General features: G+C 58.1%; 27 protein-coding genes and 1 pseudogene. 3 read left to right on the top strand and 25 right to left on the bottom strand.

From position 1 onward, the window contains the following. On the bottom strand, nucleotides 1-75 hold a 75-nt coding region (locus SO180_RS38455), incomplete at its 3' end, for a hypothetical protein (protein ID WP_405047634.1). 960 nt (nucleotides 76-1,035) lie between these two features. Then, nucleotides 1,036-1,374, bottom strand: a complete 339-nt coding sequence (locus SO180_RS38450; RefSeq protein WP_449384002.1) for a (2Fe-2S) ferredoxin domain-containing protein — start codon at nucleotides 1,372-1,374, stop codon at nucleotides 1,036-1,038. 600 nt (nucleotides 1,375-1,974) lie between these two features. Here SO180_RS38450 and SO180_RS38445 point away from each other — a divergent pair. Further along, nucleotides 1,975-2,106, top strand: coding sequence for a hypothetical protein (locus SO180_RS38445; RefSeq protein WP_449384001.1), 132 nt, complete (start codon nucleotides 1,975-1,977; stop codon nucleotides 2,104-2,106). Between the two features lie 157 nt (nucleotides 2,107-2,263). Here the strand turns inward: SO180_RS38445 and SO180_RS38440 are convergent, their stop codons facing one another. From SO180_RS38440 to SO180_RS38375, 14 genes are all read right to left on the bottom strand, one after another. Continuing rightward, the gene (locus tag SO180_RS38440; protein WP_449384004.1) at nucleotides 2,264-3,409 is read right to left on the bottom strand and encodes a DegT/DnrJ/EryC1/StrS family aminotransferase; all 1,146 of its coding nucleotides are present in this window, start codon (nucleotides 3,407-3,409) and stop codon (nucleotides 2,264-2,266) included. Nucleotides 3,410-3,471: 62 nt separating this feature from the next. Further along, nucleotides 3,472-3,741 (bottom strand): hypothetical protein, encoded by a 270-nt coding sequence (locus tag SO180_RS38435; protein ID WP_449384000.1) that lies wholly within the window; start codon nucleotides 3,739-3,741, stop codon nucleotides 3,472-3,474. Nucleotides 3,742-3,752: 11 nt separating this feature from the next. Then, nucleotides 3,753-4,106, bottom strand: coding sequence for a DUF3024 domain-containing protein (locus SO180_RS38430; RefSeq protein ID WP_449383999.1), 354 nt, complete (start codon nucleotides 4,104-4,106; stop codon nucleotides 3,753-3,755). 12 nt (nucleotides 4,107-4,118) lie between these two features. Continuing rightward, nucleotides 4,119-4,358, bottom strand: a complete 240-nt coding sequence (locus tag SO180_RS38425) for a nitrogen fixation protein NifZ (protein WP_449383998.1) — start codon at nucleotides 4,356-4,358, stop codon at nucleotides 4,119-4,121. Continuing rightward, the gene (locus SO180_RS38420) at nucleotides 4,355-4,675 is read right to left on the bottom strand and encodes a nitrogen fixation protein NifZ (RefSeq protein WP_449383997.1); all 321 of its coding nucleotides are present in this window, start codon (nucleotides 4,673-4,675) and stop codon (nucleotides 4,355-4,357) included. Before SO180_RS38420 ends, SO180_RS38425 begins: the two co-directional genes overlap by 4 nt. A gap of 27 nt (nucleotides 4,676-4,702) precedes the next feature. Next, entirely contained in the window at nucleotides 4,703-5,446 is a 744-nt protein-coding gene (locus SO180_RS38415) for a 4Fe4S-binding leucine-rich repeat protein (RefSeq protein ID WP_449383996.1), read from the bottom strand. Then, complete coding sequence (locus SO180_RS38410; RefSeq protein WP_449383995.1) at nucleotides 5,439-5,969, bottom strand: hypothetical protein; 531 nt, start codon at nucleotides 5,967-5,969, stop codon at nucleotides 5,439-5,441. The genes SO180_RS38415 and SO180_RS38410 overlap by 8 nt, the downstream gene beginning before the upstream one ends. A 318-nt stretch (nucleotides 5,970-6,287) precedes the next feature. Next, nucleotides 6,288-6,512 carry a 4Fe-4S binding protein gene (locus tag SO180_RS38405; protein ID WP_449383994.1) on the bottom strand — a complete coding sequence of 75 codons (225 nt, stop codon included), beginning with the start codon at nucleotides 6,510-6,512 and terminating at the stop codon, nucleotides 6,288-6,290. A 15-nt stretch (nucleotides 6,513-6,527) separates the two neighbouring features. Next, complete coding sequence (gene nifB, locus SO180_RS38400; protein ID WP_449383993.1) at nucleotides 6,528-8,084, bottom strand: nitrogenase cofactor biosynthesis protein NifB; 1,557 nt, start codon at nucleotides 8,082-8,084, stop codon at nucleotides 6,528-6,530. Between the two features lie 324 nt (nucleotides 8,085-8,408). Further along, nucleotides 8,409-9,275 (bottom strand): SIR2 family NAD-dependent protein deacylase, encoded by an 867-nt coding sequence (locus tag SO180_RS38395; protein ID WP_449383992.1) that lies wholly within the window; start codon nucleotides 9,273-9,275, stop codon nucleotides 8,409-8,411. Beyond that, complete coding sequence (nifT, locus tag SO180_RS38390; RefSeq protein ID WP_449383991.1) at nucleotides 9,272-9,496, bottom strand: putative nitrogen fixation protein NifT; 225 nt, start codon at nucleotides 9,494-9,496, stop codon at nucleotides 9,272-9,274. The genes SO180_RS38395 and nifT overlap by 4 nt, the downstream gene beginning before the upstream one ends. 44 nt (nucleotides 9,497-9,540) lie before the next feature. Next, nucleotides 9,541-10,689 carry a cysteine desulfurase NifS gene (gene nifS / locus SO180_RS38385; RefSeq protein ID WP_449383990.1) on the bottom strand — a complete coding sequence of 383 codons (1,149 nt, stop codon included), beginning with the start codon at nucleotides 10,687-10,689 and terminating at the stop codon, nucleotides 9,541-9,543. 12 nt (nucleotides 10,690-10,701) lie between these two features. Next, complete coding sequence (locus tag SO180_RS38380) at nucleotides 10,702-10,995, bottom strand: NifU family protein (RefSeq protein WP_449383989.1); 294 nt, start codon at nucleotides 10,993-10,995, stop codon at nucleotides 10,702-10,704. Nucleotides 10,996-11,031: 36 nt separating this feature from the next. Then, nucleotides 11,032-11,352: a HesB/IscA family protein gene (locus SO180_RS38375; protein WP_449383988.1), complete on the bottom strand. Its 321-nt coding sequence runs from the start codon at nucleotides 11,350-11,352 to the stop codon at nucleotides 11,032-11,034. A 324-nt stretch (nucleotides 11,353-11,676) separates the two neighbouring features. Here SO180_RS38375 and SO180_RS38370 point away from each other — a divergent pair, with 324 nt between their 5' ends. Both SO180_RS38370 and SO180_RS38365 read left to right on the top strand, forming a co-directional pair. Beyond that, nucleotides 11,677-12,267, top strand: coding sequence for a hypothetical protein (locus SO180_RS38370; protein ID WP_449384003.1), 591 nt, complete (start codon nucleotides 11,677-11,679; stop codon nucleotides 12,265-12,267). Nucleotides 12,268-12,724: 457 nt separating this feature from the next. Next, a complete protein-coding gene (locus SO180_RS38365) occupies nucleotides 12,725-13,039 on the top strand; it encodes a hypothetical protein (RefSeq protein ID WP_449383987.1) in 315 nt (104 codons plus the stop codon). Nucleotides 13,040-13,304: 265 nt separating this feature from the next. Here SO180_RS38365 and fdxB read toward each other — a convergent pair whose 3' ends face one another. The 9 genes and pseudogenes from fdxB to nifH all read right to left on the bottom strand — a co-directional run. Beyond that, nucleotides 13,305-13,589, bottom strand: coding sequence for a ferredoxin III, nif-specific (gene fdxB, locus SO180_RS38360; protein ID WP_449383986.1), 285 nt, complete (start codon nucleotides 13,587-13,589; stop codon nucleotides 13,305-13,307). A 2-nt stretch (nucleotides 13,590-13,591) separates the two neighbouring features. Next, nucleotides 13,592-13,801, bottom strand: coding sequence for a CCE_0567 family metalloprotein (locus tag SO180_RS38355; RefSeq protein ID WP_449383985.1), 210 nt, complete (start codon nucleotides 13,799-13,801; stop codon nucleotides 13,592-13,594). 8 nt (nucleotides 13,802-13,809) lie between these two features. Continuing rightward, nucleotides 13,810-14,280 carry a NifX-associated nitrogen fixation protein gene (locus SO180_RS38350; RefSeq protein WP_449383984.1) on the bottom strand — a complete coding sequence of 157 codons (471 nt, stop codon included), beginning with the start codon at nucleotides 14,278-14,280 and terminating at the stop codon, nucleotides 13,810-13,812. 11 nt (nucleotides 14,281-14,291) lie between these two features. After that, nucleotides 14,292-14,687, bottom strand: coding sequence for a nitrogen fixation protein NifX (gene nifX, locus SO180_RS38345; RefSeq protein WP_449383983.1), 396 nt, complete (start codon nucleotides 14,685-14,687; stop codon nucleotides 14,292-14,294). Between the two features lie 22 nt (nucleotides 14,688-14,709). After that, the gene (gene nifN, locus SO180_RS38340; protein WP_449383982.1) at nucleotides 14,710-16,092 is read right to left on the bottom strand and encodes a nitrogenase iron-molybdenum cofactor biosynthesis protein NifN; all 1,383 of its coding nucleotides are present in this window, start codon (nucleotides 16,090-16,092) and stop codon (nucleotides 14,710-14,712) included. 23 nt (nucleotides 16,093-16,115) lie between these two features. Continuing rightward, on the bottom strand, nucleotides 16,116-17,777 hold the full coding sequence (gene nifE, locus SO180_RS38335) for a nitrogenase iron-molybdenum cofactor biosynthesis protein NifE (protein ID WP_449383981.1): 1,662 nt from the start codon (nucleotides 17,775-17,777) through the stop codon (nucleotides 16,116-16,118). 113 nt (nucleotides 17,778-17,890) lie between these two features. Then, nucleotides 17,891-19,450, bottom strand: a complete 1,560-nt coding sequence (nifK, locus tag SO180_RS38330) for a nitrogenase molybdenum-iron protein subunit beta (RefSeq protein ID WP_449383980.1) — start codon at nucleotides 19,448-19,450, stop codon at nucleotides 17,891-17,893. Between the two features lie 46 nt (nucleotides 19,451-19,496). After that, nucleotides 19,497-20,999 carry a nitrogenase molybdenum-iron protein alpha chain gene (gene nifD, locus SO180_RS38325; RefSeq protein WP_449383979.1) on the bottom strand — a complete coding sequence of 501 codons (1,503 nt, stop codon included), beginning with the start codon at nucleotides 20,997-20,999 and terminating at the stop codon, nucleotides 19,497-19,499. Nucleotides 21,000-21,076: 77 nt separating this feature from the next. Further along, nucleotides 21,077-21,212: pseudogene (gene nifH, locus SO180_RS38320) on the bottom strand (nitrogenase reductase); the annotation flags it as partial.

Here is a 21,212-nt window from a genome sequence, read left to right as displayed (position 1 = left end):
GAGCGTATTCTGCGACGTCGTCGACTTGCCGATACCACCCTTGCCGTAAAACGCGATTTGTCTCAGTGAAGACATGTCGCTCTCCATCAACCGATTGCCAATTTGTCGCGCGGGACTTACGCGGGTTTGTTTCTTTTCTCAGAAACGTGGGCACACGGGCGTCGGGAAGGAGAACATCGCTCGCCATAAGCGCCGGCGTGGCCTCAGCCCCTACTCGCAGTTGCTGCATTTAAGTAGCAACTGGCGTGCCATTCGCCGCGCGTGCGTTAAGCGTTTGCCCATGCTTGGAATTAATCGACAGACCTGACCGACCGGCACGGTGTTTATGTTGTTCCGTCAGAAACAGGACAAGGATCCCAGCGGGCCGATGCTTATGGCGTACAAGCTATGCCTGACACCCGCGGGAAATCAGGTTCTTTGGGCCAGACTGGGATGCCCGGAATGAAAGCGTCGCCATTGGCTTACCGCGGCCAAGCTGCCATCGAGGAGATTCTGTGCAAAAGAAGCCGCACCGAGTGGCGAGCGAGCGAAGCAGGCGCCTGCCAGCATGGAAGCGGCCTCCGAAGGTGCCTTCCGCCAGTAAAATGTCGTAGCCGAGCGAAGCGTCGGCACGCCGTTGACATCGAAAGCGTTCGCTTCTCTCACTGATCGGTAAGTTACGTTCTGAGATCCGCACGACCTACCGATTCCGCTGAATGATTCACGCCTACAAAGCGACGAAACTCACAGATCCGCGGCATAGGCTTCAAAGCTGTGTATGGACAGCTGCCGTACAACCGCACAATATCGCAAGTACTTGGTAACTGTTGCTGATCAGGGTCAGAAGCACACTCCATCCACGTAATTCTGTCCATCTCTATCGCAAGACAACCGGGATTGGCATGAGGGCAGATTCGTTCATTCAGCGCCTGACTTCTTCCGCGCGAGTGCAACGAGACATCCTTATCCGCGCCATCGCCGATGCTATGCATCGGCGTCCCTGTGGCCCGAGACGGCCGATGGCACCTTCTCCCGCAAGCGGAACGCAAGGAGACGCTAACTCCGCGTGAGCACGATGACGAGCCGGTCGACGCGGCGGCCGTTCTTGAGGTGGGACTCGACGATCTCGTCGATATCTTCAGGAGTCCTCGGACGATACCAGATGCCGTCAGGATAGACGACCATCAGAGGACCGGAGCTGCAAAAGCCGAGACAGTCAGCTGCGGTGAAGCCGATATCGGTCAGCCCTCTCGCCTCGATCGCTTTGCTGAGCCGTTCGCACAACGGTCGAGCGCCCGCCGCCCCGCAGCTGCCGTGCGGATGGTCAGGTGGGCGCTGAGTGTGGCAGGCAAAAACGTGATGCCGGTAGAGCTGCGGGACTTCGAACTCGTTCATGCTGTCGCTCATGCTTATGTTACCGCAATGCATTGATCGTCAAGAGTGGTGAGCTCACCCGCGCTGGAACTCTCGGCAGCGATGTCCCAATCGCGGGAAATCGTGCTTTGACACAAAGCTGCAGGATGATCGGCCACTCGAAATATGGCTTGATGCCACCTCCAGAACTGAAGTGCTCAAAGCATTGTTCGGTTAGATCGCTCATTGTGTCTTTCTTATAGTTGGCTCATTTCGGCGCGGCGATTTTGAGCACGAGTGGTCGATCACTGTTCTGGCTAACGCGGCATAGATCATCCGATGATGTTGGATGCGGCTCTTGCCTGCACAAGCTTTAGACGATTTGTGCCCACAGTCGTGTCCGGTGCCCGCCCAGATTGGTCACGATCACATCCGACCCTCGGACTCACTTCGCAGATCAGGGCCTCAATTGCCGGTCCGGCCATCACCATATCGCTCACTTCGCTGTTCACCAACACTTTCATGCAAGCACTAAACCAACTGTGGTGAGGGCCATTGGAGGGGCTTCCCGACGCCCGATGCCAATCTGATGTCTGCCCTTGGACGAGGCTGCGAAGGGACTGTCGCGGAGACAACAAGAACATGTCGATTGCCGACATCATCTCCCGTTGCGGCGTCGACCAATCCCCGGCCGCAGCCATCGAGGGCCACGAAGGCGATCGATTGTCCAGCCTGGATCTCAAAGATCACGTCATCGCGGCCACACTTGAGTAGCTCCTGCCGATATTGAGCCCAGCCCCGGCACGCGGGACAAGCGTTGATTACTCGCTCTTCGCGTCCTCGAGTACCACGGTCACGACGATCGTAAATGGCGGACTTTCACCGGCCGCATCGTCATTTGCACGTCTTCTCTGCTGCATTTCTCCGCTGTTCAGTAGATCGCCGCGCCCGCGCCTACATTGATTGAAGCATCTTTCATGGTCTCGACAATGAATTCGATCTGCCTATCAGTGAGATGCGTATGAAATGGCAGTGTCACGGCGCGATCGGCAATCTTTTCCGTCACCGGCAGATCGCCGCGGCGATAGCCGAGATCGAAATAGTGCCGTTGCAGGTGCAGGGGACGGCTGTAGGCTGCAGCTTCGACCTGCTCCACGCATAGATCTTCGACGATAGCGTCGCGGCTGGAGCGCGTGAAACGCGTCCCGAGATGGACAACATAGAGAAACCAGTTCACTTCGGTCACATCGGGCTCGACATAGGGCGGCTTGATGCCTTCAAACGACTGCATGTGTGTCGTGTAAAGCTGTTCGATCAAGCGGCGCCGCTCCAGGATCTCATCGATGCGACTAAGCTGCGTAAGCCCCAGCGCAGCGGAGAGATCGCTCATCCCGGCCTGATATGGTGCAGCCGAGCCGACGGTAACGGAAGCACGCTCATCCATCCGATGCGACCGGTGACGGCGCAGCGCCACTGCAAGGTCGATATCATTGGTCACCACTATGCCGCCCTCGCCGCAGGTCAGAAGCGAGGGCTGGGCGAAGTCAAACACGGCGACATCGCCAAAGGTGCCGACCAGTTGGCCTTTATAACGAGAGCCGATGGCCTCAGTGGAATCTTCTAACAGCAGCAGATTGTGCCTTCTCGCGATAGCGCGCAGCTCCGACCAGGCTGCAGGATGGCCATTAACGTTGCCGGCGAGAATGGCGCGGGTTTTTGGCGTGATGCGCTCCTCGACTTTCTGCGGTGCGAGCGTCCCGGACCAATAGTCGATGTCGGCAAATACCGGCCGCGCACCCGCCAGGCTGATGGCGTGCGCAGCTTCACGATATGAATAGGACGAGGCGATCACTTCGTCGCCAGCGGCAATGCCGCAGGCCTTCAGAGAAAGTAGAAGGCCGATGGTGCCGCTTGCTACCGCAACAGCATAATTCCGCCCGAGATAGGCGGCAAATGCTGCCTCGAATTGTTCGGTGAGCGGGCCGTTAGAGAGCCGCGGCGAGCGCAACACGCGATCTACTGCCGCGATTTCGGCCAGGGTAATGTCTGGGTCCGAAAATGGAATCAACGATTCCAGTCTTGTTGGCCCCGGCTCTTCGTCGGCCTTTGCAACGCAGCCATTGGCTAGGGTTGGTCGGGTCACGGCTCGACCGTGCGCTTGACCAGCACAATGCCGGTCGCCCGTGTCGGATCGCCCGTGATCCGCGCACAACGATCAGCACTATCGAGCAAATGCAGGTCGAATTGCCCGGCACTGCGAAAAGGTGTTTCGGTGAAGTCGGAGGAGTCGCAGCGGACCCAGTCGAGATGCGGGTACCTCTTTCGCAACGTCGCAGAGGCTCGAGCAGCATCATCGAATGACGCGAGCGTCTGCTCGATGTCCGCAATTTCGTCTGCTCCCAAAGCCATCGAGCGGGTCCTTATTGCCAAAACACGCGTTCCGGATCGGTGTTCAAGAGATCAGTAACCGATGCCAGGCGCTGGTGCGTCGAGTGCAGCTTCCAGACGCCATGCTTGTGATCCTTTCGGAACAGCTGCCAGGTGGCGCTTGCCCCGTCGTGGTGCAGCATGGCCACGTCAATTGTGCCGCCCTTAACGTCAATGTTGCGTGAGCAGCATGGACTTTCAATCAAGTAGCCGCCGGCAACGCCGGTGATGTTCGCCGAGACATAACGATAGCGTTCTCTCGACTTAAGCGCGCGCTCGATTCGCCTGCGATCGATGTCGTTAGGGTGCGTGGGTAGCCCTGGATTTGTGCCTAAGGCGGCGTGCATCGCGTCGATATCCTAGATCAGCCCAATTTCTCTTTCGAGGCAGCCGACCACCAACCGCTCACCGAACTCAACGAGATAGATCGGCAGGTTTGCTTCCGTGTGCCGCCCGACTTGGACAATCTCGCCGATGTCACCGAGGCTGACCAGGACTCCTTGCGCTGGAGCATTGGGGAAGGACCCATCATTGATCAGGTCGAACATCGCCTTGACGCGTTGGCCGCGCTGATATTTTGCCGGGCTGGATTCAATCATCGTGATATTGCCTCCCGCAAAGGCAGGTCCTCGACTTCGTCGCGTGGGATGACAGGATCGAGCTCCTTGCGCTTCATGCCGACCCGGTTTCCACTTTCGATGAATTCGACGCCGTAAATGTAAAAGCGCTGCAGGAAAGTGCCGATCGATACGACGTAGCCGACCTCGTCCTTTTTGGCCAGGATGTCGCCGATCTCTTTGCCGGCATAGGTGCCGTCATTGCGGATGGTGCGGTTAGCCCGCACCTTCTCTCCAAAGTCGAAGAAGGGTGGCGCCGTCAGCTCGATGATGTCATCGTCAGCAACAATATTGTTCATGCCGGAGTTCCCTTGTTCTTGTCCCAGCTACAGGGCAAGTCGCGAGCGCGCGACCTCGCGCACCAGGCTATATGGATCATCGACAAGGCCTATGAGTTCGGACGGCAAAATCCGGCTTGCTACCTCATGCCGGATACGCCAATCCGGGTCGTGGCGCAGAAGCGACAATAACTGCGCCGACAGGCGTTGAGCGACCTCCAACCGCACCAATGCGTCACGGTCATCGACCATGCTGAGCAACCATTCCTCCGGGAGGCGTCGCGCCACCTCGCGACGGACCTCTGCTTCCTCGTCGTGGGTCATTCCGCGGAGTAGCAAGGGCGTGATCCGCCGCGCAACGACAAGGCGCACGTAGTAATATTCATCCGAGGCCATCGGCAGCAGTTCGTCACCTTCAAGCAGTGTCGCGACCCACATCCTAACTTCGTGATGAGGGTCGTTGCGAACTTGCACAGCGAAGCGCTTGGGCAGACGACGGACGGCGCTACAACGTACGGTTTCATCGTGATCGTGGAGCAACGGCGGCAGCAGAAAGACGCTGGCGAATCTCGCCGCGATCGCGCGTACCTCAAAATGCGGGTGAGCGAGGTAGGCGTCGGCGAGACCCGGATTCCGGTCGAAGAAACGGTCGATACGTCGGGCATAGCGGTCGTTGACGCAAGCATGCTTGAGTTGACAGCAGCCAGTGCGATTCAGAGCAATATGCGCACAGCAGGCGCAATCGATCTGATCGCCCTGCCAATTTCTTGCCTCGTCGATGTTGTTAGTCATCTTCCTGCCCCATGCGTTCGAGCACACGCTGGAGGACCTTGGCGCCGATCTTGTCGGTGGGATCGAGCTCCAGAAGCTTTTGAACGGCTATCCGCCCTTCCTCAGTTTGACCGAGGCGCATCTGCAAATAAGCGTATCCTTTCAGCGAAAACAGAAAGAAGCGCGGCAGAATATCGTCATATCGACCGAACTCCGCATCATGGGCGCGGACAAGGTGCCAGTCGGACGAGAGATTGTTCATCTCGGCCGCCTTGCTAATGCACCGCTTGGCGACCTGAAGCGCCTCGGCGAGCTGCGCCTTGTAGAAATGGAAACGAAAGAGGCCGATCAGCACTGCCGCGTGGCCCGGGGCGAGCGCCTCGGCCTCTCGCAGATGGTTTTCGGCGACTTCATCAACGTGATAGGAGAGGCTCGCTTGCCATAGGTGGTGCTCGGCCTCGCTGGGCAGCCCAGGTCCAAGCAAGGTGCTGGTGAGGAGCGCCTCGTTGATCTCGGATTGTGGGCTGAACAGAGCATCTGGCATCGCGGGTCGCCTATTGCAATCAATCGTGCGGGCGGGAGACCTGCTTACGATCTTCCAACACGAGCCCTATACGCTTCGGCATATCGACGAAATCGATGGTCACACCGTCGTTCGGCAGCGGACCCTCCGTGCGCTCGACCAGGCCATCCGGGACCCGCGGCTTTTCAGGCGGACTGGCACCGCAGGCAAGCCCGGAACATCCGCTCGGGCTAATCGCAAGGCAAAGGTCGCAGCCGGCGGACCCGCCGGCTTGGAGCATCATTCGGATGGCTCGCCGCACCACTCGAATATTCCAAAAGTTCATGTCCTGTCTTTCGCTCAAGCGCGCGCCTGGTAGCGCGCAAGCGAGGTGTCGACGACACAGGTGTTGTCGACTGGGCAGACCGCCACGCATTGCGGTTCGTCAAAATGGCCGATGCACTCGGTACATTTTTGAGGATCAATCATGAATGTTCCATTCTTCTCCGCGATCGCGACGTTCGGACATTCCGGCTCGCACGCCGAGCAGCTCGTGCACTGAGAGGCGATGATCTTGAACGGCATTGTTTCTGCCCTCTCTCATGCCGCGGAAATCAACGCGCCCTGGCGGATTGCAGCATCGCCGCGTTCCTCATGTTTGATGGCACCACTGCTAACCCTGCCGAGATAGGCCTTGAACCAGGCGAGCGTCGACCTATCGATAAGCTCATGCGCGTATTGATCGACTGGCTCAACGCCGGCTTTGATCAGGCCGGCTCTGGGACAGCCGCCAATCTTGGCGATGAACACCGCGTGGCAATCATTAATGGCGCGGATGACGGTCTCGAGCTTTCCATCCTCGGCATAGCCACCCTGACAATACAGATCAACGCGGCGATGGCCTATGAATTTGGTGCCGCCGCTAGAGAGCTCATAGATCTGAAATTCCTTGGCGTGACCAAAGTGCTCGTTTATCAGGCCCGAGCCTTTGGTCGCGACGGCCACCAACACTTTAATGTCGCCGGATCCATCATGGATTTCCGCAGCGGCCGCGCGCATGACTTCTGCTCTGGCTGCGCGAACTTTCTCAACTTTGTCTTGATAAGCGCTGCGACTCTCGACATCGTATTTGGTATCCATAGCCATGATCTTTTCGGTGGTGAACTCGGTACTGCGGTCTTCGCCGAGAAGTCCGACAGCATCAGCACGGCACTGTCGGCAGTGGCGCATCATGCGCATCTCACCCTCGCAGCTATCTTGCAGCGCCTTCAATTCGAGCGCCGTCGGGCTGCGCTGGCCGTTTAGACCGAACACGGTTCCGTGCTTGGGAGAAGAGATCAACGGCATGATGTTGTGCAGGAGGGCACCGCGCGACTTCACGGCCTTATTGACCTCGACGAGGTGTTGATCGTTGATCCCAGGGATCATGACCGAGTTGATCTTGCAGAGGATGCCGCGCCCAGTGAGCATCTCCAGGCCCTGGAGCTGGCGATCGGTGAGGATCTCTGCCGCTTCGACGCCGGTGTAGCGTTTGTGCTTGTAGAAGATCCAGGAATAGATCTTTGCGCCGATCTCGGGGGCAATCATATTGATTGTGATCGTGACGTGGTCGACATTGAGTTCGGCGATGGTGTCGATGTGATCGGGTACCGCAAGACCATTGGTTGACAGGCACAGCTTGAGATCCGGTGCGGCCTTGTGGACAAGCTCGAACGTCTTGAAAGTCTTTTCCGGGTTAGCGAGTGGGTCGCCGGGACCGGCGATGCCGAGCACGGTCATCTGTGGAATGGTAGAGGCGACAGTCACTACCTTCCTGGCGGCCTGCTCGGGCGTGAGCCTCTCGCTGACCACACCCGGACGCGATTCATTGGCACAATCATATTTGCGGTTGCAGTAGTTGCACTGGATGTTACAGGCTGGCGCGACCGCAACATGCATGCGCGCGTAGTGATGATGCGCGTCCTCGCTGTAGCAGGGGTGCTTTCTCACCTTCTCCCATGTCTCGGCTGGCAAATCGCCGCGGACTTTCGGCGAGCCGCATCTAGCTGTGCCGCTGCGGTTACCGGTGCCGCAGCCTTTGTGTTCGGCAAACGCCTGCGTGATCTTGCCGATCTCGATGGCACCGCGCGATGCTTCCCGTTGCGATGGGGCATCCATCTGTCAGTTTCTCCATTTAAGGTGTGAAAAGCTTCCCAGGTACGGGTCTCAGCAACCGGCGTGCCACGGCAGCGGCAGGCGTCTTTCGTGTCTGCGTTCAATGAGTTAACGCGTCGAGTGCCGTATTGCCGCCGCCCTGTGTTGGAAAGCTGACATGCGTTGTGATTGAAACGGCACGCAGCGGTGCGAGAAGCGATGTTGATTGAAGTATCGCCGCTCTTTTTCTTGTCTTTTGTCGGAAGGATGGCTGGTCAGATGGCTTCGAGACGCCGTGAGGGGTACTTGCGCGACTTGCTGGTCACCTAACCATGCGAGAAGCGTCCGCTAATCCGCCAAAATGATCTGAATGGCACGTGCAAGCGGAATTGCGAGTGGCGTCAGGGCCTGGTCAACCAGAAAGCGGCGCTCATTCTTGGAAAGCACGTCGGGTTCGACGACCGCATAGTGGACCTCGGACGAGCGCTTTAACGCCTGTCGCGCATAGGTGCGCAGGAGCTGGTCGTTGAAGCGGCAGCCCAAAAACAGGAAGCTGCGGCCAGCGCGGCGAGCCTTCACCTCGTCGGGAATCGGCGTCTGTATATCGATTTCGGTGAGCACCTCAACATAGTCGGCGTCGGAGACCAGGAAATTTCTAGCCGGGGCGACGCCACCGTGCGGCTTATAGAGGATCGTTGTCCACTTTTTTGCCAGAGAGCAATCGACTTCGGTGCCTGCGGCGTCGTAGAAGCGGTACCAGCGATCTTCACTGAGGCCGGCGCGGGTGATTCCCTGGATCTCGCCCCAATTGCGACGGCCGGCCAACGCATTTCGCATCGCGCCATCGTACCAGCTGTCAACGATCAGTGGCAGCGGCAGCGTTCCAAGATACCGCTGTAGCTGCGTAGGCTCGATCGGCGCACTAAAGGCGTCCGCCATCATCGCTGTCAGGGTGGTGCGGTGCCTCGTGGTTTCGATATACTGTGCGGAGGCCGAGGCGTTCCCTCTCGCGCGCTTTGGCAGCGCCACCTTTGTACCGAAGAATGCCGCCAGTTCCTCCAGATTTATCGGCGCACTCGCGTTCGACAACTCAGCTAGGCCGGGCCCGAGATAGGGAACGACATTGCCGCTGCGAAGCTTCTCGGCGACCTTGCCGAGAATGGCTTCGGCAACCGACCGAATAACGAACTCGATCTGCGAAGCCGGCGCGTTCACGTCTCTTCCCTGTCGCCGCCACGTTTCTTGGCGTTGATCGTAACCGGCAAGGTTGTGTCGTTCGTCATCGGCGGCAGATCGAGCACCCAGCCATTGGCTATTCTGATCCATCCGCCCCACAGCGTCTCGTGCTCGAATTCAACGATCGGTTCTTCAAGATCCTTCTTGGGCACGTAAATCGACAGGCCGGTTTCAGGTGAACGCCGAATGATAACTTTCATGGTATATACTCATTGCATCAAGAGGTCGATTTTGCCCGCTCCGGTCACGTAGGTGACGCCTCTCTTAGTTTCGCGATGATACTTCGTAGCACAAAAAGGACATGATCGATCTCCTCGCTGGTGGTCTCGCGGGACAGCGAGAAGCGGATCGCGCCGCGTAACGAGGCTGATGGTACATTCATCGCGCGAAGCACATGCGACGGCTCCATGGAGCCCGATGCACAGGCCGATCCGAGGGAGACAGCAACACCGGCGCTATTCAGATGATGGATAATTGCTTCACCTTCGAGATGCTCAAATGCGATATTGGAGGTGTTAGGTAGGCGGCTCTCGTTGTCGCCGAGCACGGCGCAATTGCCAAACTTCAGAACGCCATGCTCCAGCCGGTCGCGCAGCGCGGCTATTTTGCCCGCCTCGCGTTCGAGCTCCAAGGCAGCAAGTTCCGCAGCCTTACCCAGCCCAATGATCCCGGGCACGTTCTCGGTGCCGGAACGTCGGCGGCGCTCTTGCGGCCCTCCGAAGATCAGCCGCCTGAACTTGGTGTCCTTGCGCACATAGAGCGCGCCGACGCCCTTCGGACCATGCAGCTTGTGGCCGGAGAGCGACAGCATGTCGATCTCCGTGGTCTTCACGTCGATCGGAATTCGCCCCGCGGCTTGTACCGCATCAGTGTGGAACAGTGCGCCGACCGAGCGCGCCATTTTGGCGAGGAGCTCGACCGGAAAGATCGTTCCGGTCTCATTATTCGCCCACATGACGGAGACAATCGCGGTACGGGCGGATAACGCGCGGCGATAGGCATCAATGTCGAGCCGCCCGGAGCGGTCGACAGGAATTAGATGACATTTGTTGCCGCGACGGCCGAGCTCGTCTGCGAGGGACAGCACGGCCGGATGCTCCACACTCGTCGTGACGAGTTCGTCGCGTCGCTCCTGCACGGCAAGCGCCGAGAGGATCGCTGTATTATCTGATTCGGTGCCGCCCGAGGTGAAGACGACTTCATGATCAAAGGCAGCACCGATCAGCGCCTGCACGCACCTGCGCGCCTCTCTGATGCTTTCCGCGACTTCTCTGCCTACCGCATGCGTGGACGAGGCATTGCCGAATCGCTCGGAGAAAAACGGCAGCATCGCCGCGACGACGGACGGATCCGTGCGAGTCGTCGCGTTGTTATCGAGGTAGACCGGCTGCACCGTACGCCTTCTTTAGTGTCGGGCTTTGGCGGGGCCAGCGACCGGGATCAGGCGGACGAATTCGCCCAGCCGTTCGATGAGGCGCGTCTGGATGCCTTCTAGCGTCGCAGTCGCGAGCTTGCAGTAGACGCAGGCGCCCGTGAGCTGAACCATGATTTTGTTACCATCGATCCCAACAAACTCGCAATCTCCGCCATCACGCTTCAAATTCGGCCGGATTTCCTCGAGCACAACGCGAACGATTTGTTCCCGTTCGGAGGGTTCATCGGCTGCCGATTGTCTCGCTCGTTCGGTCTCGACAAGCATCTTCTGATATCTCTGTCGTTTCTTGGTTTACCGGCCCTAGCTGAATGACTTGCCACATGAGCAGCTCGAATTTGCGTTGGGATTGTCAAAGGTGAAGCCGGACCCTTCCAGCGCCGCCACAAAGTCAATCGTAGTTCCGGCAAGATGCTCGTGACTATTGTTGTCGACAAACACCTTGATGCCGCCTCGCTCGATCACGGTCTCATCGGGCTTCGGCTCATCGGCAAGTCCCATCGTGTATTTGAACCCGGCGCAGCCGCCCTCTTCGACCATGATCCGCACGCCCCTAGTCCCCTGCGCTCCCCCAGAGATCGCGCTCTTCATGGCATTCTCCGCGCTCTTCGTCAGATTAATCATCGCTATCACTCACCATCAGCGCCGGTCCGGGATACTTTTGGCAAGTCCCATGCCAAGGATCGCACTCCTGACAATGCTCGGCTTTTGCTATTGTCGCCTGTTTGCGTTGCAAGCCATGTCGGGCTTGCGACACGAGGCTTTGCGACCTGGGAGGACCCGAGCGAGACACCGTCGTGGCCGGCGCCTCATCTCTGCCTAAGCCGCACAAACGAAGCGGAGCCTTTGACGTTCGCCGCATACGTGGGCAGACGGCAAAAAATTTGCATAGGGGGTGAGTTCACACGGTGCGACATCCGCGCCAGCACATCAGACGAGGAGGACTTCATGACATTGATCGACAACACCGTTTTTGGCCGGCTTGATAAGGAAGGCCGTTTGCTTAATGCGGTGCTGAAGGGTGACACCAAGAAGCCCGGTCGATTCGGCTTCCGCGGCGATATCGCGCTAAGGTTCCAGGCCCAGGTCGCCGACGAAAAGCGTCCACCCGACTATTCGATCGAGCAGGTACTAACGGTCGCGGACGAGGGAGAGACCACGATCCCGGTACTGGCCGGCTACCTGCATTCCGTTGCCTATCTTGCCGATGTCGCAAAGGTGCTGGACGGCGCATTAAGCCCGAAGGGCAGCTACTTCATGTTTTGCAACAACATTGATCTATTGGCGAAATACCGCACCAAGATCGGCGAGATCACATTTTGCGTTCTGCCATGTGACGAGTCGACGGTGTGGAAGGAGATGATGGATCTCGCCGGCGTCGATAAAAACGACATCAAGAAACTCGATACTGCCGGCAAGCTCGACTATCTGCTCGATGCCGCCAAGTCCGTCGACGCCTCCTATGCGGAACTCTCCTACGAGGAAGTCCTCGCCAAGATGAAGCCGGTGAAGAACCGTAACGAAAATCGCCCTGTCTGACGTTATCGCGCCAGATCTCTTCTCCTACGCGGCCAAAGCCGTTGGCGTGACGGGCGCGCAAGGCGCCCCGGGTAGCAGATGGTGTAATTTCAGTTCATCACTGAAGACGGCTGGCTGGAGAGCGGGCTGACTACTACGAATCCCATTACCGTCAAGGTTTTGCCGCGCTAATGAATCCCCACCGCGAAGAAGCAGGAGAAGACAGGTTGAAGCTCCAGCGCGCCTGCCGTTGGAGGGAGTCTATTCCAGTTGGTGGCCTCGGCAGACCCGCCCGACTTCGTGCTGTGATCCAAGGCAGATTCCCAAATGGCGGATCTACGCGAACGCGTTTCGCTTCAAGGATATTACCTCGTGGTCTGGTTGTAGCACCCCGCGCGGGGGAGTCAGGCGCACGGTCTGGCGCAGCTCAGGGATTGCAGAGACATATGTGGGTTGCCGAACAGGAGACAGAATTGAGATGACCACGCTGGTCAAGAACACCAACGACGGCCGCAAGCTCGAAGTCGTCGGGCTCGCAATCATGCTTGGGGGCAAGCTCGAAGCTAACGAACTCATCCAGGTCGCGAACCATCCTTACCGCAAAGCGATCCTGGCCGTAGTGCCCGAAGCTACCCATATGGCTGGCCGCGTCCCGCTGACGCGCGAGGAAGCGGAGATCGTTCTTGCAGCTTTCAAAAAGGCCGAGGCCGATATGCTCGCCAATCCGGCAGCAATCCACGAGCGGTTTCGGATTGCTGCGATGATGAAGGCATGTGAACAGGGGATCGAGTAGCCGAGGTGAGGGGCCATAACTTGCTTGTCGTGCCCCGAGGCTGGCATCAAGAATTCCAAGCGCCGAGCTCTCCGCCGCATGCCAAATCGCTCGGGCACAACCGCGATGACTTCGGAGAAATGACCAACTACGTCGTCGACTCGTTCTGATCCTAACGTCTGCGCCAGGAGGAACAATGCTACTCGCACTCTTCTTACGTTTTCTGGCGCTAACAGCTGCAGAAAGACCCTGACATTTTCCGCTTCGCTGCTCGCAATGGCTCCGCTCAAGCAGCCGGAGCGTGGGTCTGGCAGTTGGTCGGACACACCCGGGCGCAGGCGCCGCAGCCGATGCACGCACCGTCATCGCTTAGCACCATGACCTTTTTCTCGATCTCGTCATCGTCGTCTTCGAGGTCGATCATCTCGCCCTTCTCGTTGAGGCCCTTCAGCATCATGACTTCGCGGCCGCACACCTTGTAGCAGCGGCCACAGCCGATGCACTTCTTGGGATCGATGCATACCAAAAATTCCGGCCGCCAGTCGCGACCATCTCGTGTTGCAAATGACATGGTCAGGATCCGTATGCTTTTTCCTTCGCCTTGAGATCCTCGCGCTTGCGCTCGAGCTCGTCGAAGGCATCGTGGACCTTTTGGGCAACACTCGGGATCGAGGTCCAGTTGACCGGCAGTTCCTCCGCCAGATCGTGGAGATCCATCTTTGCCCGGGTCGCCTTGGCCGAGAGCTTTTTGATTTCGGCCTTAAGTTCTTCAAGATCGCTCATTCGTTACCTCAGTAATTCGCAACTTCCGGGAACCTGCGGACCATCTCAACTGCGCTGTCGACGTATCTGTCACCTTCCGCGACGAGCTTTGAGAGACTATCAAAACCGAAGCGATGAACGTCGCGCAGCTGCTTATTTACGACAATGAGCCGGCCGCCGATCAGCACGATGCGGCCAAAGCCTTCATGGTGCATCTTCAGCATCGGCGAGATCATCACGCCGGTCGCCTTCTCAATGGACACAGCAACGGCGTTGAAGAACAATTCCAACCGCCAGATCGTGTCCGGATCGGGATCGCCAACGATCGGCAATGCACGGCGCTTTTCCCTATCGAGAACATAAGGCTCGAGCAGCTCGAGATCTTTCTTACCCTCCCAAGCGCCATGGCTGTCCTCGGCGCGCCAAATCTTGACGAGCTCTCTCACAAAGGGTGCCTCCCCCGCGGGGTCAGCCTCGCTCAATTCAGCCGCCTCTGTCATAGTCGCTTCTCTCAGTCCTCGAAATCAAACGATCGTTCGTGGGCCTTGGCGAGTACCTTGCGTAGCCAGGGTGGCGGCGAGCCTTTCAAGACACCTTCGAGCTTGATACAGAGATCGTCGATCGCTTCAGGCTCGCTTACCTTCATCGGATGGATGTTGTTTGCGACGACGCGCGCAGCGCCGGAGCCGCCGATCGCTGCAACGTAGAGAATGGCGCAGTCTTTGATGGCTTCAATCTTCGGCGCGAGCTTGTCCTCATTACCGTCCTCACTCAAGTCGCCATCGAACTGAATAGCTTCGATCAGGCGATGCCCTTCGGGCTTGACATCATAGATGGCAATGTTTTTGGCCCAGCCAAAATGTGCATCGACGCGCTTCAGATCCTGGGTGGCGAATGCGACTTTCATCTGAGTAATTCCTCTATTCGCGTCAGTTCAGCTGCGACGGAACGACATGCAGACCCGCATCGGCGTTCCGCCAGGTTTCCGGCGTCGGCTGACGGTTGTCCTCGCGGTCAGTAATGATCAGATTGGCGAGGTCAAAGATCAGCTCGCGCGTGCCACGATAGCCAACCGTCATCTGGTGGCCCGCGCCGAGGCGATCGAACATCGGAAAGCCAGCACGGAAGAATGGAATGTTCAGCCGTGCTGCTGCTTGGCGGCCGTGCGAATGAGAGATCAGGAGATCGCAGTCATACGCCTTGGCACGCTGCTCCAGATCTTCGAGATCTCCGATGAGGACCTCTCGAGCCTTGACGCGTTCGAGCACCGGAGATGCCGTCGTCGTAACCGCCGCGGTCACCTGCGCGCCCATCTCATAGAGCATACTGGAGATATCGAACAAGAGATCCGGTTCGGCCCCAATGGCGAGCTTTCGACCGCCGATATGGAAATGCGCATCCAGCATGGCGTCCGCGAGCTGGCCACGCTGGCGGCGATATTTTGCAGGCACCGGTTTGTCACTGATCTTGCTCAGGAAAGTGATGAATTCATCATTGGGGACGAGGCCACAGAGCCGCTCGAACAGCCGGAACGGCACGCCCGTCCTCGCCTGCATCGCCTCGGCCGCGCGCCTCATCTGCGCTCCGATCCCGATCGTCCAGCCCGCCTGCCCCATGGTGGCGATCTCGTCGACCCCGATCCCGCCGATCGTGGTTGGTGTGAACTCATCGGGAATGTGACCATCGAGCGAACCCGCAATATCCGGCAGAAAGGACGCGTTTAGCCCAAAGTCCTCAAAGATTGTCCGCAGTTCGTCAAGATCGCCGGGGGTAAGATGGCAGCCAGGCAAGACATTGATGCGCGAGCAGTCACGCGGCGCAACCGCGTCGGCAGGCTCGACAAGCACGTCGATCATTCGCGCCACGGTCTTTTCCCAGCCATCCTGAAATGCGTCCTTGAAATCCGGTGTCGAAACGTAGACGAGCGGAACTTTTTCGAGCTGCGGATGCTTCCGTCGAACAAGACGAATGAACGCCTCGACGTCGTCGCCCTTGGTCTCGGTAACACCGGTCGAATTGATTCCAATAATTTCGGGCTTGGTGCGGTTGTAGATATTGAGAATCGCCTGCTCAACATTCTCATACCCGCCGAGCACGGTGGCAACCTCGCTCATCGCCGTGGTCTGCAGCGGCACCGCCTCCTTGAAATGGCGGACAAACAGGGTCAAACCGAAGGACGTGCAGCCCTGAGAGCCGTGCAAGAGCGGCATTGCGCCCCGAACGCCCAGGAAGGCGAAAGAGCCGCCGATCGGCTGGCTCATCTTAAGCGGATTGATCGAGCAGGCCTTATTGGAATTGGTAACGATAGCCATGGCCAGGAACCTGCTTCGCCATCCTACTCCGCCGCCTGCTGCATGGGCGCAGGCTGGGCCGCGGTAATATCCTCGATGGCTTGCTTGCGGGCGCCGCAGATGCCGGAAGCCTCGGTGTGCTGCGCGACGTCGTCGATCGCAGTCAAGCCGTGAAGGACAACGCCATCCTTGATGACGCCGAGATCGACGCGGCGGAAGGCTCTCTTAGCGCGAGCGGCCTTTTCGGCGCGGCCCCGATTCGGAGCAACATCGGCGGTCGCCACATCCACCTGCAAAGGCGCCTTACTTTGCCAATTAATGTCGGGATCATCCCACGGCGCGGGCTTTCGGAGCTGATCCCATATCGGGTTGTAGAGCGCCTTGTCGATCTCTTCCATCAACTTCACGATTCCGAGATACCCCATATAGGCGTGGCAGCGCTCCTGATTGATGTCGAGCCATGGCGTCGCAGCCTTCAGGGCGACAAACTGCGACTTGCCACCGGAGAGCATGATGTCCGCTTTTGCTTCCTTGAGCATCTTGTACATTTCACGCGGCCTCAGATCCTCGATCATGTGGGCATCATGGCCCATCAATCTATGGATGCGCTCCTTGTCTTCCGTGGTCGATTTTTTCACTGAAGTGCCAACGATCTCGAGCCCCACCTCCTGCAAAGCTGAGACGACCGACCACGATTTCACGCCGCCAGTGAACAGCAGCACCTTCTTGCCGGTAAGGCGTGGCTTGAAGCGCTCGATTGCAGCCGTGGCCTTTGCCTCCTCGCGTGCAATTACGGCGTCGGTTCGTTCTATCAACTCGGTCGGCGCGCCGCGCTCGATCAGCAGGCGCGCGATCTGGCGCAAAGATTCGCTCGAGTCCTGGATGCCATAGAATGATCCTTCAAAGAAGGGGATGCCGTAACGATCCCTCATCTTGCTCGCGACATTGATCAAGGACTTCGAGCACACCATCATCGCGGCGCGAGCCCGATGTGAGCAGGCAACCTCGCGATATTTGCCATCGCCGGAGATGCAGGACAGGATGCGAATACCGAGTTCGTCGAGCAGTGGCTTGATCTGCCAGAGTTCGCCGGATAGGTTGAATTCGCCGATGAGATTGATGTCGTAGGGCGTGGTGGAGTCGGGCTCCTGCGTGCCGATCACGTATTCCAACAGAGCTTCGCCGGCGAGCTTGTTGCCAAGATTCTTCGAACCAACAAACCCCGGCGAATTGACAGGAATGACGGGCTTGCTGAATTTCGTCGCGGCGAACTTGCAGACCGCATTGATATCGTCACCGATCATGGCCGGCACGCAAGTCTGGTAGACAAAGATCGCCGAGGGATCATACTTCTCAATGATTTCCTTTATGGCTTTGTATAGCCGCTTCTCGCCACCGAACACGACGTCAATCTCATGCATGTCCGTCGTGAAGCTCCTGCGCCAGAGATCACAGCCTGAGGAGACGGAGCCGCGATTGTCCCAGGAATTTCCTTCGCACGCGATCGGGCCATGAACGAGATGGGCTACGTCGGTAAATGGCTGCAGCGCAATCTTGGCGCCATCAAAAGCGCAACCTCCGGCGGCCCCGCCCGGCTGCAGCTGCTTGGTGCAGCCTTTCTTGCGGGCAGCCTCCGATTTGTTGGCGTTCTTGACGCAGTCCGCCTGGTCGAAGACGTTCTGGATTGTGGACGACAGCGAAGTCACGGTTTTCTCCTTGCGCGGACGTTTTCCGGTCAGCACGGACGATGGCCCGACTGGTGTTTACATCCCCACCTCACAGCCGCGACAAGCGGCTATGAGGCGGGCACTCGCCCGCATCAGCGGATAATGTCGAAGCTGTAGTCGGTTTTACCCACCGCGTTGGTATTCCTGTCGATCTCCTCAAAGATCCGATCAAGTATCTTCACCAGCACATTCAATCCCCCCTGATAGCCCCACACCGGATAGCGGTGATGATGGTGCCGATCGAACACGGGGAAGCCGATGCGGATCAGCGGTGTTCCGGTATCGCGCTCCAGGTACTTCCCGTAGGTGTTGCCGATCAGAAAATCGACTGGCTCGGTGAACAGCAGCGAACGCATGTGCCAGAGGTCCTTACCAGGATAGGCGTGGCAGTCTTTGCCGAACTGCGAACTGGCAAATAGCGCCTGCATCTTCCCTTCCCAGGCCTTGTTGCCGTTGGTTGACAGGACGTGGGTTGGTTCGGCCCCGAGCTCGAGCAGGAAGGCAGCCAGGCCATAGCAAAGGTCCGGATCGCCATAGATTGCGAACTTCTTACCGTGGATGTGTGCGCTGGAGTCTGCCATGGCGTCGACCAGACGACCGCGCTCCCGCTCCAGGACCTCTGGGATTTCCTTGCCAGTAATACGCGACAGCGTCATTAGGAAGTCATCGGTCGCGCTGACGCCGACCGGATGGTTAAACGCAACGACCTGCTGGCCATGCCCCTCGATGAACGGTAGCGTTTTCTCCGTACAATATTGCTGCATGGAGATGGTCGCCCTTGCGTGGATGGCGTCCGCGGTGTCCTTCAGTGTCGTGCCACCGTCATACATGCGGAACTCACCATCAGTGGGCGTGTCGAACACTTCACTGTTGTCCGCCAGGATCGTGTACCCAATCCCCATCAATTCGAAGATCCGCTTTATCTCGCGGATGTTGCCTACGGTGTAACCGTCGAAGCCGCCGATGAAGTTGATCTTCTCGTTCGGCTCGCGCTCGAGCTTGGGCTCAGATCCGGATTTGCCGTCCCAGAAATGTTCGATGATGCCTTTCAAAGCGTTATCATAGCCGGTGACATGGCTACCGACGAAGGCGGGCGTATGAGCAAAGGGAACGTCGAACTCAGCCGGCACCGACCCCTTTTCCTTCGACGTCTTGATGAATGCGTTGAGATCGTCGCCAATCACTTCCGCCATGCAGGTGGTAGAAACCGCGATCATCTTCGGTCTGTACATATTGTAGCTGTTGGCTAGCCCGTCGATCATGTTATTGAGGCCACCGAATACGGCCGCGTCTTCGGTCATGGACGAGGAAACACAGGAGGTCGGCTCCTTGAAGTGCCGCGACAAGTGGCTCCGATAGTAGGCGACGCAGCCCTGTGAACCGTGCACGAAAGGCAACGTGCTCTCGAAGCCGACTGAGGCAAACACCGCACCTAGCGGCTGGCAGGCCTTGGCCGGATTGATGGTCAGTTCCTCACGCGCGAAGTTCTTCTCGCGATATTCGGGGGTTTTGGCCCATTCGCGGATACGCGCGACCTCGGCGGGATCATGCGCATTCTCAAAGAGCGCTCGTTTGTTGGCCAGCATCTGCTGGTATTCCGGACCTCGGAACAGCTCGAAATGATCGAGCACGTTTTCGGCATTCTGGGGCATCATGGCGTCCTTGTTGGATTCGTGTTCGATCTGTGGCCCGGCGCGCTTATTCCGCCGCCATAAGGCTCGGACGCGGAGCGTCCTTCCACGGCGCCTTGGTCTTCTTCCAGATCGGGGAATTGATTGCCATGTCCATGTCGCGGGCGAAGATCGCGAACCCATCGTAGCCATGATAAGGACCCGAATAGTCCCACGAGTGCATTTGCCGGAACGGCACGCCCATCTTCTGGAACACGTACTTCTCCTTGATGCCGGAACCAACGAGGTCGGGCTGAATCTTTTCGACAAAGCGCTCGAATTCGTAGCCAGTGACGTCGTCATATATCAATGTGCCGCCCTTGACGTAATGTTGGGCGGTGCGCTGATAATCGTCGTTGTGACCGAATTCGTAGCCGGTCCCGATAACTTCCATACCAAGATCTTCATAGGCACCAATTACGTGCCGAGGGCGCAAACCACCAACGAACAGCATCACGGATTTGCCCGTTAGCCGCGGTCGATACTTGGCGACGACGGCATCCATCAGCGGCTGGTACTTCGCGATGACGCTTTCGGCGCCCTCCTTGATCTTGTCGTCGAAGAAGCTCGCGATCTTGCGCAGCGACTCCGCGATCTTGGATGGGCCGAAGAAGTTGTACTCGCACCACGGAATGCCGAACTTCTCCTCCATGTGGCGAGAGATGTAGTTCATCGAGCGATAGCAGTGCAGGATGTTCAGCTTCGCCTTTGGCGTCGCCTCAAGCTCGGCGAGACTGCCGTCGCCTGACCATTGCGCAATCACGCGCAAGCCCATCTCCTCCAAGAGAATGCGAGAGGACCAGGCGTCGCCGCCGATGTTATAGTCGCCGATGATGGCAACGTCATAGGGCGTTGGGTCGAATCGCCGCTCTGTCTCAGGGTTGATTTTGTCGAAAATCCAGTCGCGTACCGCGTCGTTGGCGATGTGGTGCCCGAGCGACTGAGACACGCCGCGGAAACCTTCGCAGCGCACCGGCACGATAGTCTTGCCGTTATACTCCTTCGACTTTACTCTCGACACCGCCTCAATGTCATCGCCAATCAGACCGATCGGGCATTCCGACTGGATGGTGATTCCGCGGTTGAGCGGAAATAGATCCTGGATCTCGTCGATGACCTTGGTGAGCTTCTTGTCGCCGCCGAAGACAATGTCCTTCTCCTGGAAGTCGGAGGTGAACTGCATAGTCCCAAAGGTGTCGATGCCGGTGGTGCCGACATAATAATTGCGCCGCGATCCCCAGGAATACTGGCCGCAGCCGACCGGACCATGGCTGATGTGGATCATGTCCTTAATCGGACCCCACACCACGCCCTTGGAGCCGGCATAGGCACAGCCTCGAATGGTCATCACGCCAGGGATCGATTTGAGATTCGATTTGACACCGCAGTCGGACTTACCAGCCTCGTGCACATTAAGGTGCTTGGCACGCCGTTTGGCGGTCTTATCAGGGTAGACTTTCAAGACTTCGCTAATCAGATCCTTGTTGCGGGCCTTAATCTCTGCAACGCTCTTGGTGGATGCCAAGCTCATACGAATATCCCTTCGAATTGTCCTGTGCGCGTTAGGGGCCGACGTTTTCTCGACGCACGCCGAATGTGAGGTCCGCGTTACGCCGACAGCGCGGCGAGCTCGGAAGCAGTCTTGCCGACCTGACTTTCGTCGATCGGCTTCATGATACCGTGCTCCATCAGCATGTCCTCAAGCTCGTCCATGCTGATCGGGGTCGGGATGATGCCCTTGCCG

Source organism: Bradyrhizobium sp. UFLA05-112 (assembly GCF_053572325.1).
The sequence above is the reverse complement of the archived record's forward strand: the minus strand, read 5'-3'. Positions and strand labels throughout refer to the sequence as shown.